We start from the raw sequence: 20417 nt of genomic DNA, 5'->3' as shown, positions 1-20417 counted from the left end.
ACATGGCGGATCGATCCTGGTGGGGGTGGGGCACCCGCGCCGACGCGGTGACCGGTGCGGAACGCGAGGCGCTGACCACGCGGGTGGCGGCGCTGCTGCCCGGGACCGACCTCAGCGTGCACGAACCGCCCGACCTCGCCGAGCTCGATATCCCCGCCCCTCGGATACACGCCCCGGAATCCCTGGCGCCCTTGGCCTCCGATGATCGCGAGGATCGGGTGGCACACGGGCACGGTCAGGCGTTCCGCGACGTGGTGCGAAATCTGCTGGGCCGCATCGACCATGTACCCGACCTGGTGCTGCGGCCGCGCGGTGAATCCGACGTCGCCGCCGTTCTCGACTGGTGCGGCGGCGCGGATATCGCGGTGATCCCGTACGGCGGCGGCACCTCCGTGGTCGGCGGCGTCGAACCACGCTGTGCCGCCGACTATTCCGGTGTCGTCGCACTGGACCTCGGCCGCCTGGACCGGATCGTCGAGATCGACCGCACCAGCCGGGCCGCCCGCATTCAGGCCGGAATCCTGGGTCCCGCACTGGAAGCCGGTCTGCGCGACCACCGGCTGACGCTGCGCCACTTCCCGCAGTCCTTCGAATTCTCCACCCTGGGCGGCTGGCTCGCCACGCGCGCGGGCGGGCACTACTCGACCGTGTACACCCACATCGACGACATGGTGGAATCGCTGCGCGTCGTCACACCGGCCGGGATCAGCGAATCGCGCCGCCTGCCCGGTTCCGGCGCCGGACCGTCACCCGACCGGATGTTCCTCGGCTCGGAGGGCACCCTCGGCGTCATCACCGAGGCGTGGATGCGGCTGCAGGACCGGCCACGCTGGCGGGCCGGAGCCTCGGTGCACTTCGACGACTACGCGCGCGCCGTGACCGCCACGCGGGTCATCGCGCAGGCGGGCCTGTTCCCGGCCAACTGCCGCCTCCTCGACCCGGTGGAAGCCTTCCTCAATGCCGGAACCGGCACCGCGGGCGGGGTGCTCGTGCTCGGGTTCGAATCCGCCGACCATCCGGTCGACGCGCCGATGGCGCGGGCCATCGAGATCTGCGCCGATTACGGCGGGCGGGTGCCCGACGGGGTGCGCGTCTCCGACACCGCCGAGGCGAAGGTGAGTTCCGGCGCCTCGGACGTATGGCGCTCGTCCTTCCTGCGCATGCCCTATCAGCGCGATGCCCTGGCCGCGCAGTCCATGATCGTGGAGACCTTCGAAACCGCCTGCACCTGGGATCGTTTCGAGGAACTGCGCGCCGCCGTGCTGGCCGCCGCCACCGCCGCCTTCGCGGCGACCGGCACCACCGGCCTGGTCAGCTGCCGCTTCACCCACGTCTACCCGGACGGCCCCGCGCCCTACTTCGGCGTCTACGCGGCGGGCCGGTGGGGCAGCACCGTGGCGCAGTGGGACGACATCAAGGCGGCGGTCTCGGAGGCACTCGCCGGTGCGGGCGCGACCATCACCCACCATCACGCCGTCGGTCGCGATCACCGCCCCTGGTACGACCGGCAGCGACCCGAACCGTTCGCACTCGCCCTGCGGGCGACGAAGACGGCACTCGATCCGGCGGGCATTCTCAACCCCGGCGTTCTCCTCGATCCACCCGCGACGGTGGGCCACCCGTAGCCCCTCACCGCCGCGCATGGCCGGATCTGCCATAGTCGTGTCGTTGACGCCACGGCCGACGCACGCGAGGCTGGGCATATGCGGGTGGTGCTGTTCGTCGTCTTCGACGGATTCCAGCTTCTGGACCTGGCCGGACCCGCCGACGTGTTCTCCTCGGCGGCGCTCATGGGCGCGCGTCCGGGGTACCGGGTCGAGATCGCCGCGGTGCGGTCCGGGCCGGTGCGTTCGGCCAGCGGTGTCGAGGTCACGGCCGCACATGCGCTCGACACCTGGTCCGAACCGGTGGACACGGTGCTCGTGGTCGGCGGACTCAGCGCCTGGAACGCCAGCCGCGACGCCGAACTGATCGCGGGCATTCGACGCGTCGCGAACTCCGCCGAGCGCGTCGGCTCGGTGTGCTCCGGCGCGTTCCTGCTGGCTCGCAGCGGCCTGCTCGACGGCCGCAAGGCCACCACGCACTGGGCGGGCGGGGAGATGCTGGCCCGCGAGTTCCCGGGCGTGTGCACCGAACCCGACCGCATCTACGTCCGGGACGGGCCGGTGTGGACGTCGGCGGGCGTCACCGCGGGCATCGATCTGGCCCTGGCCATCGTCGGCGCGGACCACGGTCCCGAACTCTCCCGCGAGGTGGCCCGCTGGCTGGTGGTCTACCTGCACCGCCCCGGCGGGCAGAGCCAATTCAGCGCGCCGATCGCCGCCGGACCCTGCCGGCGCAGGTCGCTGCGCGAGCTGCAGGTCTGGGTGGAGGAGAACCTCACCGCCGATCTGTCCCTGGCCACCCTGGCACAGCGGGCGGGCATGAGCACCCGCCACTTCTCCCGCGTCTTCGCCGACGAGATCGGCACCACCCCCGCGCGCTACGTCGAGCGGGTCCGCATCGGCGCGGCCCGGCGACTGCTGGAGACCACCGATCAACCGCTGTCCCGGGTCGCCGCCGCCGTCGGCCTGGGCAGCCCCGAAACCCTCTACCGGATCTTCCACCGGCACTTGGGCATACCGCCCGGCGAATACCGCGCCCGCTTCGCCCGCAACTGAAAGAGAACGCCCCCATGACATTTCAGACCGCCATCGTGCTGTATCCGGGCATGACCGTGCTGGACGCCATCGGCCCCTACGAGGTGTTGCGCTACCTGCCCGACAGCGAATTGCGTTTCGTCTCCAATGAAGTCGGCCCCATCGTCTCCGACAGCGGGGTGCTCGTCCTGGGGGCCACCCACACCTTCGCCGAGACACCCGCACCCGATCTGGTGCTGGTTCCGGGCTCGGAGGCGGCGACCACCGAGGCCATGGCCAACGGTGAGCTCATCGCATGGCTGCGCGCGGTGCACCCGAACACGCGGTGGACCACCTCGGTGTGCAGCGGTGCGCTGGTGCTGGCGGCGGCCGACATCCTGCGCGGGCATCCCGCCACCACGCACTGGTCGGCGCAGCCGGCGCTGGCCGCCTTCGGGGCCGAATCCCGCCCGCACGACCGCATGGTGCGCAGCGGCAAGATCGTCACCGCCGCCGGGGTCTCGGCCGGAATCGACCTCGGCCTCTGGCTGGTGGGCGAGATCGCCGGGACCGAACGCGCCGAAATGGCGCAGCTGGTCATCGAATACGACCCGCAGCCGCCCTTCGACACCGGCCACCCCGACAAGGCACCCGCGGCCCTGCTCCGCCGGACCCGCCTCGAGATGTCCACCCGCGCTGTCACCCCGCGCGTCCCGTTCGACGTCGCCACGGCCATGTGGCGGCTCACCCTCAACCGGATCCGCGACCGCGCGGCCAAGCGCGCGAAGGTGTAGCGCGCGTTCACATCCAGCGCAGCAGTTCGGCCGTGCGCAGGCGACCGGTCGGAACGGCCGACGGCGACGGCGCCGCCGCCGGATACCCCATGGCCACCGCATGCCGGGGCAGCCACTCCGCGGGCAGCCCCAGCAGCGCCGCCACCCGCGAAACATTCTCCGCCGGATGGAAAGTCGTCGGACACGACCCCAACCCCAGCTCCCGCGCTGCCAGACAGACCGACTGCGTCACCCGCCCCATGTCGAACAGCGTGTCCGAGAACTCGTTCGCCACCGACGCCAGTACCAACACCACCGGAGCCGCCGCCAGATGCACGGCATAGGCCCCGCACCGACTCAACTCCGCCCGCAGCGCCGCATCCGACACCGCGACGAACCGCCACGGCTGCCGATTCCGCGCCGACCCCGTCCACCGCGCCGCCTCGACGATCCGCTCGACCGACTCCCGGGGAACGGGGTCGGGCCGGTAGTGCCGGACGGCTCGCAGGGCTCGCAGGGGTTCCAGGGATTCGCGCATCGCGGTGATGCTAGCGACCGGCGGTCACCGCTTCGGAGCACGGTGTCACACCGGCACCTCGGTGGCCTCCCGGGTTCGGCCGCGGCGGCGGGCCGTGACGGTCCGGGTGATCACGCCGCGGGTGGGCGCGAAGAGGTAGGCCAGGGTGAAGGCGATGCCCTGGACCACGACGACCATGCCGCCGGGCGCGGTGTCGACGTGGTAGCTGATGTAGAGACCGGCGACCGAGCACACCACCGAGACGGTGGGCGCGATGAGGAGCATGTGGCCGAAGCGGTCGGTGAGCAGATGCGCGGTCGCGCCCGGGATGATGAGCATGGCCACCACCAGGATGACGCCGACCGCTTGCAGGGCGAGGACCGCCGTCAGGGCGAGCAGTCCCAGCAGGGCGGCGCCGAGCAGGCGGGGGCGCAGGCCGAGGGCGTGGGCGTGGGTGGGGTCGAAGGCGTAGAGGGTGAAGTCGCGGCGTTTGAGGACCAGGGCGGCCATGACGATGGCGGCGAGGATCGCGATCTGGATCAGTTCCGAGCGGCCGACACCGAGCAGGTTGCCGAAGATGATGTGGTTGAGGTCGGTATTGCTGGGGGTCACCGACACCAGCACCAGGCCGAGGGCGAACAGCGTGGTGAAGACGATGCCGATGGCGGCGTCCTCCTTCACCCGGCTGGTATCGCGCACCACGCCGATCAGGGCGACCGCGAGGAAACCGAAGATCACCGCGCCCACCGCGAACGGCGCGCCGACGATATAGGCCAGCACCACGCCCGGCAGCACCGCGTGCGAGACGGCGTCGCCCATGAGCGACCAGCCGATCAGCACCAGCCAGCAGGACAGCGTCGCGCACACCACGGCGGTGATCACGGTGGTGGCCAGGGCGCGCACCATGAATTCGTAGCGCAGCGGATCGGCGAACAGTTCGGTGAGTGTCATGGTCAACTCGCCTGCGCCAGTGCACCGCTGTCGGTGGCATCCACACCGAATGCCAGCGCCAGCTTTTCGGGCCGCAGCACCTCGCTCGGATCGCCGTGTGCGAGCACCCGGCGCATGAGCAGCACCGCTTCGTCCGCCAGCGCGGGCAGCGCGTGCAGGTCATGGGTGGACACCAGCACGGTCGCGCCCTCGTCGGCCAGTTCGCGCAGCAGCGCCGAAATGGTGGCCTCGGACCGCTTGTCGACGCCCGCGAACGGTTCGTCCAGCAGCAGAATCGTCGCGCCCTGGGCGATTCCGCGCGCCACGAAGGCACGCTTGCGCTGTCCGCCGGACAGCTGACCGATCTGCCGGTCGGCCAGCTCGGTGAGTTCCACCCGCTCCAGCGCGTGCGCGACCGCCTCGCGGTCGGCGCGGCGCGGCCGACGGGTGAACCCCATCCGGCCGTATCGCCCGGTCATCACCACATCGCGCACCGAGAGCGGAAAGTTCCAGTCCACGTCCTCGCTCTGCGGCACATAGCCGAGGGCGCCGGAGCGGCGCGCGCTCACGGGCGCGCCGCCGTTCACGCGCACCGTGCCCCGGTCCGGCTGCACCAGGCCCATGATGGCCTTGAACAGTGTCGACTTGCCGGAGCCGTTCATCCCGATCAGCCCGCACACCCGGCCGGGACGCAGGCTGAGATCGACCCCGTCCAACGCCAGCACCTCACCGTAATGGACTGCGACATCGGATATTTCGATGGCCGGTGTCTCGATCGCGCGAGTCATGATTGGGCTCCCCTCAGCGCGGTGGTGATCGTCCGGACGTCGTGCCGGATGAGGTCCAGGTAGGTCGGGACCGGGCCGTCGGCCTCGGACAGCGAATCCACGTACAGCGTGCCGCCGAAACGCGCACCGCTGGCCTCGACGACACGCTGCATGGGCGCGTCGGAGACGGTCGACTCGCAGAACACCGCCGGAACCCGGTTGGCGCGCACGAATTCGATGGCCGAGGTGATCTGCTGCGGCGTCGCCTGCTGTTCGGCGTTGACCGGCCAGATGTACTTCTCGGTGAGTCCGGCGTCGCGGGCGAGGTAGGAGAACGCGCCTTCACAGGTCACCAGGGCGCGCTCGTTGGTGGGCAGCGCCGCGAGGGTGCCGGTCAGTTCGTCGTGCACCTGCTGCAACTGCGCCTGATAGGCCGCGCCATTGGCCCGGAAGTCGGCCGCGTGCTCCGGATCGAGTTCGGAGAACGCGCGAATCATGTTGTCCACGTAGATCTTCACGTTCAGCGGCGACATCCACGCGTGCGGGTTCGGCTTGCCCGCGTAGGCGTCCTCGCCGATCGGAATGGGCGTGACTCCCTCGGTGACCACCACGTGTTCGACATCGAGATCCGCGACGAACTGCGCGAACCACGCTTCCAGATTCAATCCGTTGTCGAGGATGAGGTCGGCGGTCGACGCGGTGCGGATATCGCCCGGAGTCGGCTCGTAGCCGTGAATCTCCGCGCCCACCTTGGTGATCGACTCGACGGTGAGATGCTCTCCGGCCACATTGCGGGCGATATCGGCGAGCACGGTGAACGTGGTCAGCACCACCGGCTTCCCGTCCCGGCCGGCGGGGCTGCCGCAGGCGCTCACGGCCACCATGGCGGCGGCGAGCAGCGTCAGGGCGAACGCGCGGAAAATCGAACGATGCAGCGGGTGGAGCCAAACCTTCACCTGTCGAATCGTAAAGTTCGGCTTACCTAAATTTCAAGTCCAGAGTTCCCAAGAAACAGTAACGACCGGTAGGTCATGCTGGTGGCGGCTCCGGACGGCTCGGCCGAACCACCACCGCACCGGGCAGTGCGGAGGTCGCGACGGCCGTCTCCCGGATCCGGGCCCAGCGGCGACGGATCGCCTCCTTGGTGTTCGGCCGTAGGCGATACACCAGCAGCATGCCGACCGTGCAGCCCGCGGTGATCGCCAGCGCGACCAGTCCGGGCGCAAGCGCGCGCACCGGCTCGGTCGGCCGATACCAGCCCGGCGAATAGGCGACCCGTTCGAAATCCCTGCCCCACAACGCGACCGCCGCCGACGGCACGAACAGCACGGCGATGCACAGCGGCGGCACCGTGGGAAACAGCGGCGTCGCCGCGCCGAGGCAGTAGCCGCCCACGAACGCCACCGCGAGACCACCCACGACGGCGGGCACCTCGCCGTGCACCCCGGCGGCGACCGCCAGCACCGAGGCCACGGCCAGCACCGCCGTGAGCGCCGCCGCCACCAGCGGCAGCCCGCGGCGGTATCCGACGTACAGACCCAGTCCGATGGCGGCGACGAACAGCGGAACCACCCAGTCGGGACGCGGCACGGTGACCGGCGTGCTCCCGGCCGCGGCGAACGCGACCATGAGCAGCAACAGCAGACCGTCGCGGCCGGGCAGGAACAGCGCGGCGACGGTGGCCGCCACCACGATGACCAGCACGCCGACGGTCAGCACGGACAGGTCCCGGCCGTCGCGCGCGAACCACTCCGAGGTCAGCAGGATGGTGGGAAAGATGATGCCAGCCGCCAGAATCGACCGCAGCGGCACCACATCGACCAGTCGACGCACCGTCATCGGTTGCCGCCGGTGTTCGAAAGCGCAGACCCCGGCCGCCACGACCAGCACCGTCGACAGCCCCACCGAGGGCGCGTCCAGCAGCAGCCGGTCCACCGGCGAGGGCGATTCACCGGGGGCGGGCGCGGGCGTGAAATCGCCCAGCAGAATGCCCGCCATGGCGCCGAACAGGAATCCGCTCGCGGTCGCTCTCCGGGGCCAGGCCAGCGTGCCGACCACGCCCATCAGCACCCCGGCCAGGGCCGAGTCGATATAGGTGAGCGTTGCCTCCGCCGCGATCGAGCTACTCCACAGCAATTGATCGATCAGCAGGGCGATACCGGTCAGTGTGATGGTGGCCCACGCGACGGCACTGCGCATCATCAAGGCGAACACCGCCGCGAGAATGGTCACGAAGGCCGCCGCCATGGTGGCCCGCGGCACCTGGAACACGGCCAGGTCAATCGAGGCCACCGACTGCGGAGTCGCGTCTTCGAGGGGGTCGATCGGCACCATGACGGTAAGCCCGGCGAGGGCGGCCGTCAGGCACACCGTTCCGGCTTCGAGTCCCGCGCGCAGGCGCCGCACACCCACAACAATGACCCAATCCAGCCGGTTCGGCAATGACCGAGCGACCTGCGGTGTGGCGGCGGATCGCGGTGTCGAACGCGACGAGCTGCTCGTCCCCGTGCGCAGGCTGCGCGACAGCGGTGCGCAGGTGGTGCACGCCGCCCCGGAGAAGGAGGCGGTGCGGACCGTCCTGCACGACACCGAACAGGCGATCGCCGTCGATCCGGATGCGAGCCTGGATTCGGTCGCCGTGGAAGACTATGCGGCCCTGGTGATTCCGGGCGGTACCGTGAACGCCGACAAGCTGCGGCTCACCGAGCCCGCGGTCGAGGTGGTGCGGTCGTTCGCCGCGGCGGGCAAGACGATCGCCGCCATCTGCCACGGGCCGTGGCTGCTGGTGGAGGCGGATCTGATTCGCGGGCGGTCGCTGACCTCGTACCCGTCCCTGCGCACCGATATCCGGAATGCGGGCGGCGAGTGGACCGATGAGCCGATGGTCCGCTCCGCGAACGGCTGGACCCTGATCACCTCCCGCAACCCCGGCGACCTGGACGATTTCACCGGGGCCATCCTCACCGACCTGGGTGGCTGACCTCGCTCCGCTCCGGCCGCCGCACGGTCCAGGGCCAGGTCATCAGGGCCCACACCGTGAGCAGGATGGCCGCGACGGTGGCCAGGTACCAGGGCCACGGGCCGAGCACGTCGAGCAGTGACGGGGTGCTGGGTTTGGCGTTGACGAAGCCGTAGTTGGCGCCGGTGAGCGTATTGACGACGTAGGTGACCGCGACCCAGATCAGGGTGGCGGCCACCGCGAAACGGTAGCTGCCCCAGTCGGGGCGCATGCCGATTCCCCAGGTCAGGTAGATGGCCGCCCAGACCACGGCCAGGTGGATGACCCAGAAGGCGATGAATTCGGCGGACGGGAAGTCGCGGCTCTCCAGCGCCGGGGAGATGAGCGCCTGGGTGCTCAGCGTGAGACACCAGTAGTAGGTCAGCGCGTAGGCCCACCGGGCGTGCGACCACAGGGCGTACCCGGCGACGAGGGTGGCGAGGTCGGTCAGCCGCAGCGGTATCGAGCGGTCGACGGTGAACGGGATCAGGGCGACGACATAGATCACCCCGTACGACAGCAGTGTGGCCGCGCCGAAAGTCCGGGTGAAAAGTTTTGCCGCACGGTCGTTTCGGTGCGCGCGCCCGATCCGCACGACCGCGACCGCGCCGACCGCGAAGACGGCCAGCACGATCCAGTGCGACAGTCCGTAGGCCGAGAACTCCGACCGCGCCGCCAGCAGGTCCACAGTCGACACTCTACGGAGGACGGGCCGCGTCGGCGCCCGCATCGCGTCGCCTAGGGTTTTCCCATGTTCGTGAAGCTGTGCGGCCTGCGTACCGAGGCCGATGTGACGACCGCCGTCGCCGCCGGTGCCGACGCCGTGGGGTTCGTCTTCACCGCCAGCCCCCGGCAGGTCTCGGTCGAGGTGGTGCGGCGACTGCTGCGCGAGGTGCCGCCGACGGTGCTGTCGGTCGGCGTCGTCCACGGCATCCCCGCGTCGGAGGCGGGTGCGCTGGCGCGGGCGGCCGGGGTGGACGCGCTGCAACTGCATGGCGGGTACCCACGCGCGGCCTTCGACGAACTGTCCGACCTGCGCCTGCTGCGCGCCACCTCGCTCACCGCCGACACCGACGTGCGCACCGGTGCGTACGGCGAGGAATGGCTGCTGCTCGATTCCCCCGTCGCCGGTTCCGGCGAACGCTGGGACCTCACCGCCCTGACCGCCGACCGGCCGACCGGCCGGTGGCTGCTCGCGGGCGGCCTGTCCCCCGACAATGTGGCCGAGGCCGCCGCCGTCGCCCGCCCGTGGGGAGTGGACGTGTCCAGCGGCGTGGAGTCCAGCCGGGGCGTGAAGGACCACGGCCGCATGCGCGAGTTCGTCGCCGCGGCCCGCTCCTGATCACGGCTCCCCTCTCATCCCCTCCTTGTGACCGAGGGCACAGCGCCGGTACGTCACGCTGTCGCGCCGAGCGGTGTCCCTGTGTTCGACTGGCGAACGAAGGGAGGGTGCGATCGTGACGACCGGGGACGAGGAATTCGCCGAACTGCGGCCACTGCTGTTCACCATCGCCTACGAGATACTCGGCAGCGCCGCCGACGCCGAGGACGTAGTGCAGGACAGCTATCTGCGCTGGCGGGATGTCGACGCCGCCACGGTGGCGCATCCGCGCCGGTACCTGGTGCAGACGGTGACCCGGCAGTCGCTCAATCATCTGCGTACGGTGCGGCGGCGACGGGAGGACTACATCGGCAGCTGGCTACCCGAGCCCATCCGCACCGGCCCGGATGCCAGCGCCGACACCGTGCTCGCGGAATCGGTGTCGATGGCCATGCTGCTGATCCTGGAGACGCTCGGCCCGACCGAACGCGCCGTCTTCGTGCTCGCCGAGGTCTTCGGGTACAGCCAGGTCGAAATCGCCTACATGGTCGGAAAATCCGATGTCACGGTCCGCCAAATCCTCCATCGGGCCCGGCGGCACGTGCAGGCCCGCCGCCAGCGCTTCCAACTCGACGACACCGCCCCGAAGGTAGTCGGGCAGTTTCTGCGTGCCGCCGAGACCGGCGATATCGCGGCGCTGCTGGACCTCATGGCACCGGATGTCGTCCAGATCTCCGACGGCGGCGGCCGTGTGCGCGCCGCGGGGCGTCCGATCGCGGGCGCGGAGCGTGTCGCTGCCTTCTGCTCCGGCCTGGCCCGCAGGCAGATGGCCGCTATGACAGCCGAATTCGGCACCTACAACGCGCTGCCCGCCGTGCTGTTCCACTCGGAGGGCGTCCTCGATTCGATCCTCATGTTCGAAATCGCCGACCGCCGCGTCACCAGGCTCTACGCGGTCCGCAATCCGGAGAAACTGCGCGCGGCCAGGACCTTGCAACCACTCACTCTCGGGAGGGAAACTCATGGAAACGATCACGGTTGAACGCATCGTCGCAGCACCGCCACACGCGGTCTTCGACTGGATGAGCAATGCGCACAACTACACTCGCGTCGGCTTCGTGCTGCACGAGCATCTCGCCCGGCCCGGCGCGGACGCACCGTACGGGGTCGGCGCGGTGCGAGTGCTGGGCTGGGCGGTCGGCTGGTTCTGGGAGCGCATCACCGCCTACGACCCGCCGCACTCGTTCGAATTCCATGTCTACCGCGCGATTCCGCCCGCCCGTCACGAGGGCGGCAGCGTCACCTTCACCGCGGTCCCGGGCGGCACCCGCGTGGTTTGGTCGACGCAGGTCGAACTCCGCTTCCCGTTACTCGGGGCACTGCTGACCCGACTGATCGCCCGCCCGATCCTCACCTACGTGTTCAAACGGGTACTTGACGAGGCGAACGCCGAGCTGCGGACGGGTCAGGACCACAGTTCATAGTCCGAGTTCAGTCGTCGGGGTGGTTGTCGGCGCGAGACCGAATACCGAGGGCCTTCCGGATAATTGCGCGTGCGGGCTCGCCCGTCACCGACTGGCTCGCCAGCATGTCGAATGCGCGGCCGTAGATCGAGACTTCTCTCGGCTGCGTGATGGTCAACTCAGCGGCTGTTCCTTCGACCATGACCATGCGGTTGTCGAACATGACGAAACTCGTTGACACGATGAGAGCTTCGGCGGTTGCCGGGATCACTCCGAGCGTTATCCGAGGCATGCCGATGATCGACGCCATCCGGTCGAGTTGGCCTCTCATGATCTCATCGCTGCCCACCGTCGTGTACAGCGACTGCTCGCTGACGAGAAAGTGGAAGCGATGGTCGCGCTGGTAGAGGACCCGTTGGCGCTCCATTCTCTTGGCGACGCCTTCGTCCACATCATCGGGCACTTGGTAGAACTCGATATGGCGCCTGAGTAGCGCACCCTTGACCGGCAGACCGACGGCGATCGGATATCTCCGGACCAACGTATCCGGCACCGCACGGCTCCGAGATCAGCATGAGATCCGCAGGCTCGCGGTACGACTCGGCTACGACTTCGCGGACATGATCGCATACGAACCGAAGTTCGGCCGCCCGCCGCTGGCCCGCTTGAAGGCGCAGGCGACCAGGCTCGATGCGGGCTCAGCACAGCCCCGCGAGTTTGTAGAGCACCAGCGAACCCGCCACCGCCACATTGAGACTCGCCCCGGTGCCGACCATCGGGATCTCGACCGCCGTGTCCAGGTGGTCGAGTCCTTCCGGCGGGATGCCGTAGCCCTCGTTGCCGAGGACCACGACGGTGCGGCGGCGGGCGGCGGATAGGTCGGCGAGGCGGATGGACTCGTCGGTGAGTTCCACGCCGAGAATGGTTGCGCCGCCCGTGCGTTGGCGGTCGAGCCAGCGGTCGGCGCGGCCGGATACCCAGTGCACGCACTGGCGGTGGCGCAGGGTGTTGCCGCGTTCCAGGGCCTCGGGGACCCAGGGGAGGCGGGGGACGGCGAGGCAGGCGCCGGTGGCGTCGCAGGTGCGCAGCAGGGTGCCGAGGTTCACGCCGTGTTTCGGCCACAGCGGGGCGGCGATGAGGTGGTTCCAGCAGCCGTGTGCGCGGGGCCGGCGTTGGGTGCGCAGTTCGCGGCGGGTGCGCAGCCGGGCGGCCGTCATCGGATGGCGGGAAGAACCTTCCCCGGGGACAGAACGAGATTCATGGCAACGATGCTCGCGGCGCATCGGGGGCCGTCGTGGGTTCGAATGGTGTCTCTACGATACGCCAACCGAGGTGTCGCGGCGCGCCCGCAGCAATCGGGCGACCAGCGGCCAGGCCAGGATGGCGGCGATCACGGCGTAGACGGTGACCGAGAACCAGGTGTTGACCAGGCCGCTCAGCGCACCGTCGCTGATCTGCAGCGCGCGGCGCATCTGCTGCTCGGCGTTCGGCCCCAGAATGGCTCCGATAATGGCGGGCAGCAGCGGAATTCCATAGCGCCGCATCAGGAATCCGAGCATGCCGATCAGCAGCAGCAGGATCAGGTCGGTGGTGTCGCCGCTCACCGCGTACGCGCCGACGCTGGCGAAGAACAGGATGCCCGCGTACAGGTACGGGCGCGGGATGAGCAGCAGTTTCGCCCACAGCGGTGCCAGCGGCAGGTTCAGCGCCAGCAGCAGCACGGTGCCGATGAACAGGCTGGCGATGAGCGTCCACACCAACTCCGACTCCCGCTGGAACAGCAGCGGCCCCGGCTGAATCCCGTACTGCTGGAAGGCCGCCAGCATGACCGCCGCCGTCGCCGTGGTCGGCAGGCCGAGGGTGAGCATGGTGGTCAGCGTGCCCGCCGCCGATGCGCTGGCGGTGGACTCCGGTCCGGCGACACCCTCGATCGCGCCTTTGCCGAACTCCTCGGGATGCTTGGACAGCTTCCGCTCGGTCGCGTAGGACAGGAAGGTCGGGATCTCCGCGCCGCCCGCCGGTACCGCGCCGAACGGATAGCCGATGAGCGGACCGCGCAGCCACGGCTTCCAGGATCGCTGGAAGTCGCTCTTGCTCAACAGCACTCGACCGACGGGTACGGCCGTGGCCGGTTGTCGGCGCAGATGCGCGGCCACCCAGAGCGCCTCGCCGACCGCGAAGAGTCCGACCGCCACCACGATCACGTCGATGCCGTCGGCCAGGTGCAGGGAGCCGAAGGTGAGCCGCTGCTGACCGGTCATCGGGTCCAGCCCGATCAGTCCGATCGCCAAACCGATTCCCAGCGAAGCGAATCCGCGTACCCGCGAACTGCCGAGCACCGAGGTGACGGCGATGAACGCCAGCAGCATGACCGCGAAGTAGTCGGGCGCACCGATATTCACCGCCACCTTCGCCACCGCCGGAGCCAGCAGCACCAGCAGCAGCGTGCCGCATAGTGCGCCGACGAAATTGCCGATCGCCGCCGTCGCCAACGCCTGCGCGCCGCGCCCGCCGCGGGCCATCGGATGCCCCTCGATGGCGGTGACCACCGAGGCGGTCTCGCCGGGCGTGTTCAGCAGGATGGAGGTGGTCGACCCACCGAACATGCCGCCGTAATAGATACCGGCGAACATGATGAACGCGCCGGTCGGCTCGATGCTGTAGGTGATCGGCAGCAGCAGCGCCACCGCCATGGCGGGCCCGATGCCGGGCAGCACGCCGATGGCGGTGCCCAGCAGCACCCCGACGGCCGCGAGCAGTAGATGGGTGGGGGTCAGCGCCGTGCCGAACCCCGCGAGTAGATCCCCGAGTACATCCACGTCAGATCAGCCCCTCCAGTGGGCCGCCCGGCAACATGACCCCGAGCAGCCGGACGAATGCGATATAGGTGAGCAGCGACAGCGCTATCGCGATCACGGGATCGCGCACGTAGTGCCGGCTGCCGAGCGCGTATGCCGCACCCCAGAACAGCAGCCCGCCCGAAATCGGGAAACCGACCACGTCGATGAGCATGATGTTGGCGACGAACACCCCGATGAGCAGCAGTACCGTCCGCCACTCCACGGGTGTGGACAGATCGATGTCCTCACCGGCCTCGGCCGGGCCGCGCCCGCCACGCAGCACATCCACGGCGAGCACCACCGCGACCACGATCAGCAGCAGGCCGACGACCACCGGCACCGCGCGCGGCCCGACCGGGCCGCGCTGGGTGAAGTCGGCCGACATGGTCAGCGCGTCCACGATCACCAGCGCACCCGCCCCGGCCAGCAGGGCGGACACCCCGAGTTCGGACCGCTCACGCCACCAGGCCAGCGTCGAGGTGCGCCCGGGTCGCTCGGTCATGCCAGTCCCAGATCCTTCAGCACCGAGCCGACCTGGTCGGTCTGCCGCTGGATGAACGTGCCGAACTCGGTGCCGGTGACGAAGGCGTCGTCCCAGCCGTTGGCGGCGAGCGCGTCGCGCCACTGCGGCGAATCGTGCATGCGGGTGTAGGCGTCGATGAGTGCGGTGCGGTCGGCGTCGCTGATGCCCGGCGGTGCGACCACCCCGCGCCAGTTGGTGAACTCGACGTCGATGCCCGCCTCCTTCAGGGTGGGCGCGTCCACGTCGGCGATGCGCTCGGGTCCGGTCACGGCGAGCACCCGCAACTCACCGGCCTGGATCTGGTCGAGGTACTCGCCCACCCCGGAGACGCCGAACGCGATCTTGTCGCCCAGGACCGAGGCCAGCAGTTCACCGCCACCGTCGAACGGGATGTAGTTGACCGACTTCGGTTCGATGCCAACGGCTTTCGCCACCAGCATGGGTGCGAGGTGGTCCGGACCGCCGGGGGAGGAGCCGCCGCCCACCGGCACCGCGCCCGGATTCGCCTTCCAGTCCGCGACGAGCTGGTCGATGCTGGTGTACTTGGAATTCTTCGACACCACCAGGATGTCGGGTTCCTCGATCAGCTTCGCGATCGGCGTGGTGTCGGTGAGCGTGGAGGGCGAATTGTTGGTGTAGACGCTGCCGACCACACCCAGGCCCATCTGCATGACCAGTTTGCCGTTGCCGTCCTCGCCGACCAGACGGCCCAGACCGACGGTGCCGCCCGCGCCGGGCAGGTTGAACACCTCCACCGAGCGCGCGATCCCCGCGTCCTCCATGGCCTTCGCGGAGGTGCGCGCGGTGATGTCGTAGCCGCCGCCGGGGGAGTTGGGCACCATGATCCGGACACCGCTCAACGTCTCGCCTCCGGCCGCGGTGCTGCCGCACGCGGTCAGGGTCAGGGCCGCGGCGGCAGCGGCCGCCAGTCCGGCCAGCATTGTGGATTTTCGCACTGTCGATCCCTCATCTCTCACCATCGAACAGGGTCGAATTGTGAGCAGGGCCACTGCACGCTGTCTGCCTTGCGTCAGAAATGTTCGTTTTGTTCATAGTGTTCGCGGCGAAAACGGTCCGGTCGGGACCGTCGGGCGGTGAGACTGGCGACGGGCGATGAGGCCGGGAGGTACGAGAACACGTGGGCAAGAAGGGCTCGCTGGCACGACGGCTGCTGGCCCTGCAACTGACGATCGTGGTGGTCCTGCTCGCCGCGGTCGCGGCGGTGGTGGTCGCGCAGGTCGGGGAGACCTTCCGGGCCACCGAGTCGCGGCGCATGCTCGGCATCGCCGAGGACGTCGCCGCCAATCCCAGCCTGCGCGTGCTGCTCGCCGATCCGAAACAGCATCTGCGGCTGGCGCCCTTCGCGACCGTGGCGCAGGTGGCCTCCGGTGCGGATGTGGTCGTCATCGCCAGAACCGACGGCACGGTGCTGACCTCGCAGGACCCGGCGGAGATCGGCGAGCCGCTGGCCCTGGCCGATTCGACGGTCACCGAGGGCCGAGCCTGGGTCGGCGATATCGACGGCGCGGTGGTGGCGCATGTGCCGGTGATCGGGCAGGGCAGTCATGAACTCGTCGGCTATGTCGCCGCGCGCAAACAACTTCCGGGCTTCGTGACCATCCTCACCGAATCGTTCCCGCGCCTGCTCGGACTGCTGGGGCTGGCCTGCGTGCTCGGGATCGCGGGCTCGCTGTCGGTGACGTGGTGGGTCAAGCGGCAGACGCTCGGCCTGGAGCCCGCCGAGATCACCGGACTCGTCGAGCATCGCGAGGCCATGCTGCACGGCATCCACGAGGGCGTGGTCGGCCTGGATCAGCAGCAGCGCATCACCCTGGTGAACGACCAGGCCAAGGCGCTGCTGTCGCTCGGCGACGTGGTGGGGGCGAGCGTGCACGCCTTGGGGCTCAACGATCGGATTCTGGACGTCTTCACCGGCCGGGCGGCGGGCACCGATCTGGTCGGACTGCGCCGCGGCAAGGTGCTGATCATGAACCGCACCCCGATCCACTGGGATCAGCGCACCCTCGGCGCGGTGATCACCCTGCGCGACCGCACCGAACTCATGCGGCTGCGCGACGAACTGACCGAGAACCGCAATACCACCGATATGCTGCGCGCCCAGGCGCACGAGTTCAGCAATCGCCTGCACACCATCGCCGGACTCATCGAACTCGGCGAATACGACGAGGTGCGCCGCTATGTCGAGGTGGTGAGCGCGGGACGCGATCAGTGGCAGGCCGAGGTGACCGAGCGGATCGGCGACGCGGCGGTGGCGGCGCTGCTCATCGCCAAGGCCAGTCCCGCCGCCGAACACGGTGTGGGACTGCGGTTGTCGCCCAGCACCGCGCTGCCCGAGGTGGATGACGCGCTCTCCGCCGATCTGGTGACCGTGCTGGGCAATCTGGTGGACAACGCGCTGGACGCGCTGCGCGGTCCGGGCTGGATCGAGGTCGATCTGCGCCGGGTGGACGGGGCGGTGCGGGTGGTGGTGCGCGACTCCGGTCCCGGTGTCGCACCCGAGATCGCCGAGGAGGTCTTCCGGCACGGCTTCACCACCAAGGCCGCCGAGCGCGGCGGCGCTCGGGGGCTCGGACTGGCCATCACCCGGCAGACCTGCGTGCGGCGCGGTGGCTCGGTGTCGGTGCACAATGCCGAGGGCGCGGTCTTCACCGCCACCCTCCCGCTCACCCCGGTGGTGTCGAAATGATTCGGGTGCTGGTCGTCGACGACGACTTCATGGTCGCCCGGGTGCACAGCGGATACGTTTCCCGCACAGCGGGTTTCGAGGTCGCCGGGGTGGCGCACAGCGGCGGCGAGGCACTGCGCATGATCGGTGAGCTGCGTCCCGATCTGGTGCTGCTCGACATCTACCTGCCCGATATCGACGGCCTGTCGGTGCTGCGCGGTATCCGGGAGACCGCCGAGGCGGATGTCATCGTGGTCAGCGCCGCCGACCACGTGGACACCATTCGCGCGGCGGTGCGCGGCGGCGTCCTGCACTATCTGATCAAGCCGTTCACCTACGGCGCGCTGCACGACCAGCTCCGCCACTTCGCCGCCCTGCACACCAAACTCAGCGGACTCGACCGCGCCGCCCAGGCCGATATCGACCAGGTCTTCGGCGCCCGCCCGAGCGGCACCATCGCCCTGCCCAAGGGCCTGACCGCGCATACCGCCGACCTGGTCGCCCGCGTCCTGCGCGCCGCCGACACCGATCTCTCCGCCCAGGAATGCGCCGACGCCGCCGCGCTCTCACGCGTCAGCGCCCGGCGCTACCTGGAGTACTTCGTGGACACCGGCCGCGCGGAGGTCCGACTCCGCTACGGCGGCACGGGCCGCCCGGAACGCCGCTACCGCTGGACCGGATCCTGAGCAGCCGGAAGGGATTCCGACCGGTTCCGGGATCAGCCCGGCGTGCCCAGGCGCAGCAGCACGGTTTCGCCGGTGGCGTCGTCCAGGCCGTCGTTGTCGGTGACGACGTAGAGTTCGCCGTTGCCCGCGACGGCCATCCCCTCGACCTTCTCCTGCACCCAGCCGTTGGTGGCGCGCAGGTCGGGGAGCAGGTCGTGGGCGGTCGTCTTGTCCAGCACGGTCGGCTGGGCGGTGCCGGTCACGCCCGCCTCGGTCGGGATGGCGACCCGGGTGACCGTTTTGAGCGCCGCGTTCGGGCCACTGAGCTTGTCGCGCTCCAACAGCAGCAGGGCATCGCCGTCGACCGCGATCTCGGACAGTCCGATCCAGTCGCCCTTGGTGTCGGTGCCGTCCAATCGGTAGCCGTACCACTGCCATTCGCCGGTTTCGGGCCGGTACTTGCCGATGCGCGCCACCCCCTCCGGATCGGACTTCAGCTCGCGCTGCAGCACCACCCACACGGTCTCGTCCGCGCCGGAGCCCTGCACCGCGATGCCCTCCAAGCCCTGCTTGCCGAGCCCGGCCGCGATCTCGGCGGGCAACTGGATCCGCTGTTCGATCGCACCGTCGGCCGCCACCCGCAGCACCTGGTTGCCGGGGCCGTCCTCGCCCTCGACGGCCAGGTAGAAGCCGCCGTCGGCGCGGGCCGCCAGACCCTCGATATCCAGTTCCGCCGGTGTGCCGTTGTCGGTGACGGCGATGTCGGCGTCGATCACGGCCGGGACGACCGAGACGTCCAGGCCGAGGATGCGGGCCGGGCCGTACGCGTTGTCGGTGGCGGTGAACAGCCGGTCGGCGGCGGCCGGGTCGGGGCTCAGCGCGCCGAGCGCACCCCAGCCGATCGGCGTGCCGTCGGCATCGGCCGAGACGATCGACGGGAACTCGGGCGTGCCGCCGTCGGCGTAGTCGGAGCCGTAGCCGAACAGGCTGACGGTGCCGCGCACCCCGGCCTTCGCGTCGTCCACCTCGGAGGAGACGGCCAGCAGATTCCGGTTCGGAATCGGGACGATGCCCTCGGGACCGACACCGGTCGCCAGCACCTGCCGGAACACCGGCTCGGCCGGATTCGAGACGTCGTACACCGCGACGAAATTGCTACGCTCCGAACCGATCAGCACCACCGGGACACCGTTCAGTTCGGTGACCGCGATGCCCTCGGGTTCGGTGCCCTTCTTCCCGGCGCGATCGTCGTTGTGGAGGCCGACGCGCACCGCCAACTGCTCGAACGAGTTACCGGCGTCCCAGACCACCGCGCCGGAGGCGGCGTCGAAGACGGTCCAGCCGCGCGAGCCGCCCTTCCAGTCGCCCTCGTTGGCGGTCACCACGTGGTCGTCGCCGATCCAGGCGATCGAATCCGGTTCGCGCGGGACGTCTTTCAGCGATCCGCTCGGATCGATCCGGCCGTCCTTCTCGGTGTCGATGCCCTCGGCCGATACCCGCCCGGCGGAGAACACCTTCCGCACGGTGCCGGCGGTGGCGTCGATGATCGCGATGCCGTTGTTCTCCTGGAGGGTGACGGCCACCTCGCCGCGCGCGTTGAAGCTCACGTACTCCGGCTCGAGATCCTCGGGCGCGGCCAAGCCCGCCGCGCGGGCGGCGGATTCGTCGATGCGCACCGGGGTGGCCGCCCACTGCTGCGGCGCGCCGGTCAGGTTCAGCAGCTGCACGAAGCCGGTCGGCGGCTGCGGCAGATCGCCCTTCTCGCCGCCCGGCGGCGTGAATTCCTCGTCGCGCTGGTTCTCCATGGCGATGGCAGCGCGGGTGCCGTCCTCGCTGACCGCGATCGAATCGGGCTGTCCGCCCAGGTCGATGCTGTGCACCTTGGTGCGGTCGCTGATGCGCACCACGTCCACGCGCCCGGACGGCGCGGTGAAGTCGCCGCCGCTGCTGTCCACCACGACCAGCACGTAATCACCGGCGACCGCCACCGAGGTGGGCTGGTCGTCGGCGTGGCCCAACTGCTCCAGCGAGACCGAACCGGTGCCCTTGGGAGCGGCCGGATCGCTGAGGTCGACGAAGCCGATGCGCTTACCGGCCGCGTCGGTGTAGATCAGGGTCTTGCCGTCGGCGGTGACCGCGGAGATCTCGGCGGAGGTTTCCGCGTCGGCCGCCGCCCCGTCCGGTCGGTTCTCGACGATCGGATAGGTGGCCAGCCGGTGGTAGCTGTTCGCGGCGTCGCGCTCCCAGCCCGGTGCGGCCGTCGGACCCGCCTGTCGGTCGTCGGATCCGCACGCGGTGGCGAGCACCGCCACCGCG

21 protein-coding genes are annotated in these 20417 nt (G+C 69.8%); 9 read left to right on the top strand and 12 right to left on the bottom strand.

Annotation, left to right across the window (positions count from 1 at the left end):
• Positions 1 to 2 precede the first annotated feature (2 nt).
• From QK444_RS02525 to QK444_RS02515, 3 genes are all read left to right on the top strand, one after another.
• Positions 3 to 1625: an FAD-binding oxidoreductase gene (locus QK444_RS02525; RefSeq protein WP_282776639.1), complete on the top strand. Its 1623-nt coding sequence runs from the start codon at positions 3 to 5 to the stop codon at positions 1623 to 1625.
• A gap of 78 nt (positions 1626 to 1703) precedes the next feature.
• Positions 1704 to 2660: a GlxA family transcriptional regulator gene (locus tag QK444_RS02520; protein WP_282776637.1), complete on the top strand. Its 957-nt coding sequence runs from the start codon at positions 1704 to 1706 to the stop codon at positions 2658 to 2660.
• A gap of 14 nt (positions 2661 to 2674) precedes the next feature.
• Complete coding sequence (locus QK444_RS02515) at positions 2675 to 3412, top strand: DJ-1/PfpI family protein (RefSeq protein WP_282776635.1); 738 nt, start codon at positions 2675 to 2677, stop codon at positions 3410 to 3412.
• Positions 3413 to 3419: 7 nt separating this feature from the next.
• Here QK444_RS02515 and QK444_RS02510 read toward each other — a convergent pair whose 3' ends face one another.
• The 5 genes from QK444_RS02510 to QK444_RS02490 all read right to left on the bottom strand — a co-directional run bounded on the left by QK444_RS02510 (position 3420) and on the right by QK444_RS02490 (position 8011).
• On the bottom strand, positions 3420 to 3929 hold the full coding sequence (locus tag QK444_RS02510; protein WP_282776633.1) for a nitroreductase family protein: 510 nt from the start codon (positions 3927 to 3929) through the stop codon (positions 3420 to 3422).
• 45 nt (positions 3930 to 3974) lie between these two features.
• Positions 3975 to 4859, bottom strand: a complete 885-nt coding sequence (locus QK444_RS02505; protein WP_282776631.1) for a metal ABC transporter permease — start codon at positions 4857 to 4859, stop codon at positions 3975 to 3977.
• A 2-nt stretch (positions 4860 to 4861) separates the two neighbouring features.
• Positions 4862 to 5626, bottom strand: a complete 765-nt coding sequence (locus tag QK444_RS02500) for a metal ABC transporter ATP-binding protein (RefSeq protein WP_282776629.1) — start codon at positions 5624 to 5626, stop codon at positions 4862 to 4864.
• Complete coding sequence (locus QK444_RS02495) at positions 5623 to 6489, bottom strand: metal ABC transporter substrate-binding protein (protein WP_143984292.1); 867 nt, start codon at positions 6487 to 6489, stop codon at positions 5623 to 5625. The genes QK444_RS02500 and QK444_RS02495 overlap by 4 nt, the downstream gene beginning before the upstream one ends.
• Before the next feature lie 145 nt (positions 6490 to 6634).
• The gene (locus QK444_RS02490; RefSeq protein WP_282776627.1) at positions 6635 to 8011 is read right to left on the bottom strand and encodes a hypothetical protein; all 1377 of its coding nucleotides are present in this window, start codon (positions 8009 to 8011) and stop codon (positions 6635 to 6637) included.
• A 10-nt stretch (positions 8012 to 8021) separates the two neighbouring features.
• Between QK444_RS02490 and QK444_RS02485 the strand changes: the two genes are divergently transcribed.
• The gene (locus tag QK444_RS02485) at positions 8022 to 8585 is read left to right on the top strand and encodes a type 1 glutamine amidotransferase domain-containing protein (RefSeq protein ID WP_282776625.1); all 564 of its coding nucleotides are present in this window, start codon (positions 8022 to 8024) and stop codon (positions 8583 to 8585) included.
• Here the strand turns inward: QK444_RS02485 and QK444_RS02480 are convergent.
• A complete protein-coding gene (locus tag QK444_RS02480) occupies positions 8566 to 9285 on the bottom strand; it encodes a TIGR02206 family membrane protein (RefSeq protein WP_282776673.1) in 720 nt (239 codons plus the stop codon). The two genes, QK444_RS02485 and QK444_RS02480, sit on opposite strands and share 20 nt — an antisense overlap.
• 69 nt (positions 9286 to 9354) lie before the next feature.
• Between QK444_RS02480 and QK444_RS02475 the strand changes: the two genes are divergently transcribed.
• The 3 genes from QK444_RS02475 to QK444_RS02465 all read left to right on the top strand — a co-directional run bounded on the left by QK444_RS02475 (position 9355) and on the right by QK444_RS02465 (position 11408).
• On the top strand, positions 9355 to 9945 hold the full coding sequence (locus QK444_RS02475; protein ID WP_282776623.1) for a phosphoribosylanthranilate isomerase: 591 nt from the start codon (positions 9355 to 9357) through the stop codon (positions 9943 to 9945).
• Between the two features lie 115 nt (positions 9946 to 10060).
• A complete protein-coding gene (locus QK444_RS02470) occupies positions 10061 to 10966 on the top strand; it encodes an RNA polymerase sigma-70 factor (RefSeq protein ID WP_282776621.1) in 906 nt (301 codons plus the stop codon).
• A complete protein-coding gene (locus tag QK444_RS02465) occupies positions 10947 to 11408 on the top strand; it encodes an SRPBCC family protein (RefSeq protein WP_282776619.1) in 462 nt (153 codons plus the stop codon). The genes QK444_RS02470 and QK444_RS02465 overlap by 20 nt, the downstream gene beginning before the upstream one ends.
• Positions 11409 to 11415: 7 nt before the next feature.
• On the opposite strand, the gene QK444_RS02460 is transcribed toward QK444_RS02465, so the two are convergent.
• The 5 genes from QK444_RS02460 to QK444_RS02440 all read right to left on the bottom strand — a co-directional run bounded on the left by QK444_RS02460 (position 11416) and on the right by QK444_RS02440 (position 15706).
• On the bottom strand, positions 11416 to 11940 hold the full coding sequence (locus QK444_RS02460; protein WP_282776617.1) for a DUF5753 domain-containing protein: 525 nt from the start codon (positions 11938 to 11940) through the stop codon (positions 11416 to 11418).
• 145 nt (positions 11941 to 12085) lie between these two features.
• Positions 12086 to 12604 carry a TrmH family RNA methyltransferase gene (locus QK444_RS02455; protein ID WP_282776615.1) on the bottom strand — a complete coding sequence of 173 codons (519 nt, stop codon included), beginning with the start codon at positions 12602 to 12604 and terminating at the stop codon, positions 12086 to 12088.
• A gap of 96 nt (positions 12605 to 12700) precedes the next feature.
• On the bottom strand, positions 12701 to 14206 hold the full coding sequence (locus tag QK444_RS02450; protein WP_282776613.1) for a tripartite tricarboxylate transporter permease: 1506 nt from the start codon (positions 14204 to 14206) through the stop codon (positions 12701 to 12703).
• A gap of 1 nt (position 14207) precedes the next feature.
• Positions 14208 to 14729, bottom strand: a complete 522-nt coding sequence (locus QK444_RS02445) for a tripartite tricarboxylate transporter TctB family protein (RefSeq protein WP_029926703.1) — start codon at positions 14727 to 14729, stop codon at positions 14208 to 14210.
• Entirely contained in the window at positions 14726 to 15706 is a 981-nt protein-coding gene (locus tag QK444_RS02440; protein WP_282776610.1) for a tripartite tricarboxylate transporter substrate-binding protein, read from the bottom strand. Before QK444_RS02440 ends, QK444_RS02445 begins: the two co-directional genes overlap by 4 nt.
• A 182-nt stretch (positions 15707 to 15888) precedes the next feature.
• Between QK444_RS02440 and QK444_RS02435 the strand changes: the two genes are divergently transcribed.
• Together QK444_RS02435 and QK444_RS02430 are read left to right on the top strand one after the other, a co-directional pair.
• Positions 15889 to 17457, top strand: coding sequence for an ATP-binding protein (locus QK444_RS02435; protein WP_282776608.1), 1569 nt, complete (start codon positions 15889 to 15891; stop codon positions 17455 to 17457).
• On the top strand, positions 17454 to 18122 hold the full coding sequence (locus tag QK444_RS02430) for a response regulator (protein WP_282776606.1): 669 nt from the start codon (positions 17454 to 17456) through the stop codon (positions 18120 to 18122). The genes QK444_RS02435 and QK444_RS02430 overlap by 4 nt, the downstream gene beginning before the upstream one ends.
• Before the next feature lie 32 nt (positions 18123 to 18154).
• Here the strand turns inward: QK444_RS02430 and QK444_RS02425 are convergent, their stop codons facing one another.
• Positions 18155 to 20413 (bottom strand): esterase-like activity of phytase family protein, encoded by a 2259-nt coding sequence (locus QK444_RS02425; protein WP_282776672.1) that lies wholly within the window; start codon positions 20411 to 20413, stop codon positions 18155 to 18157.
• Positions 20414 to 20417: the final 4 nt, after the last annotated feature.

This window comes from Nocardia sp. CC201C (assembly GCF_030010695.1).
Lineage (GTDB): Bacteria > Actinomycetota > Actinomycetes > Mycobacteriales > Mycobacteriaceae > Nocardia > Nocardia otitidiscaviarum.
Note: the sequence above shows the minus strand (reverse complement) of the source record. Positions and strands in the feature narration are given on the sequence as shown.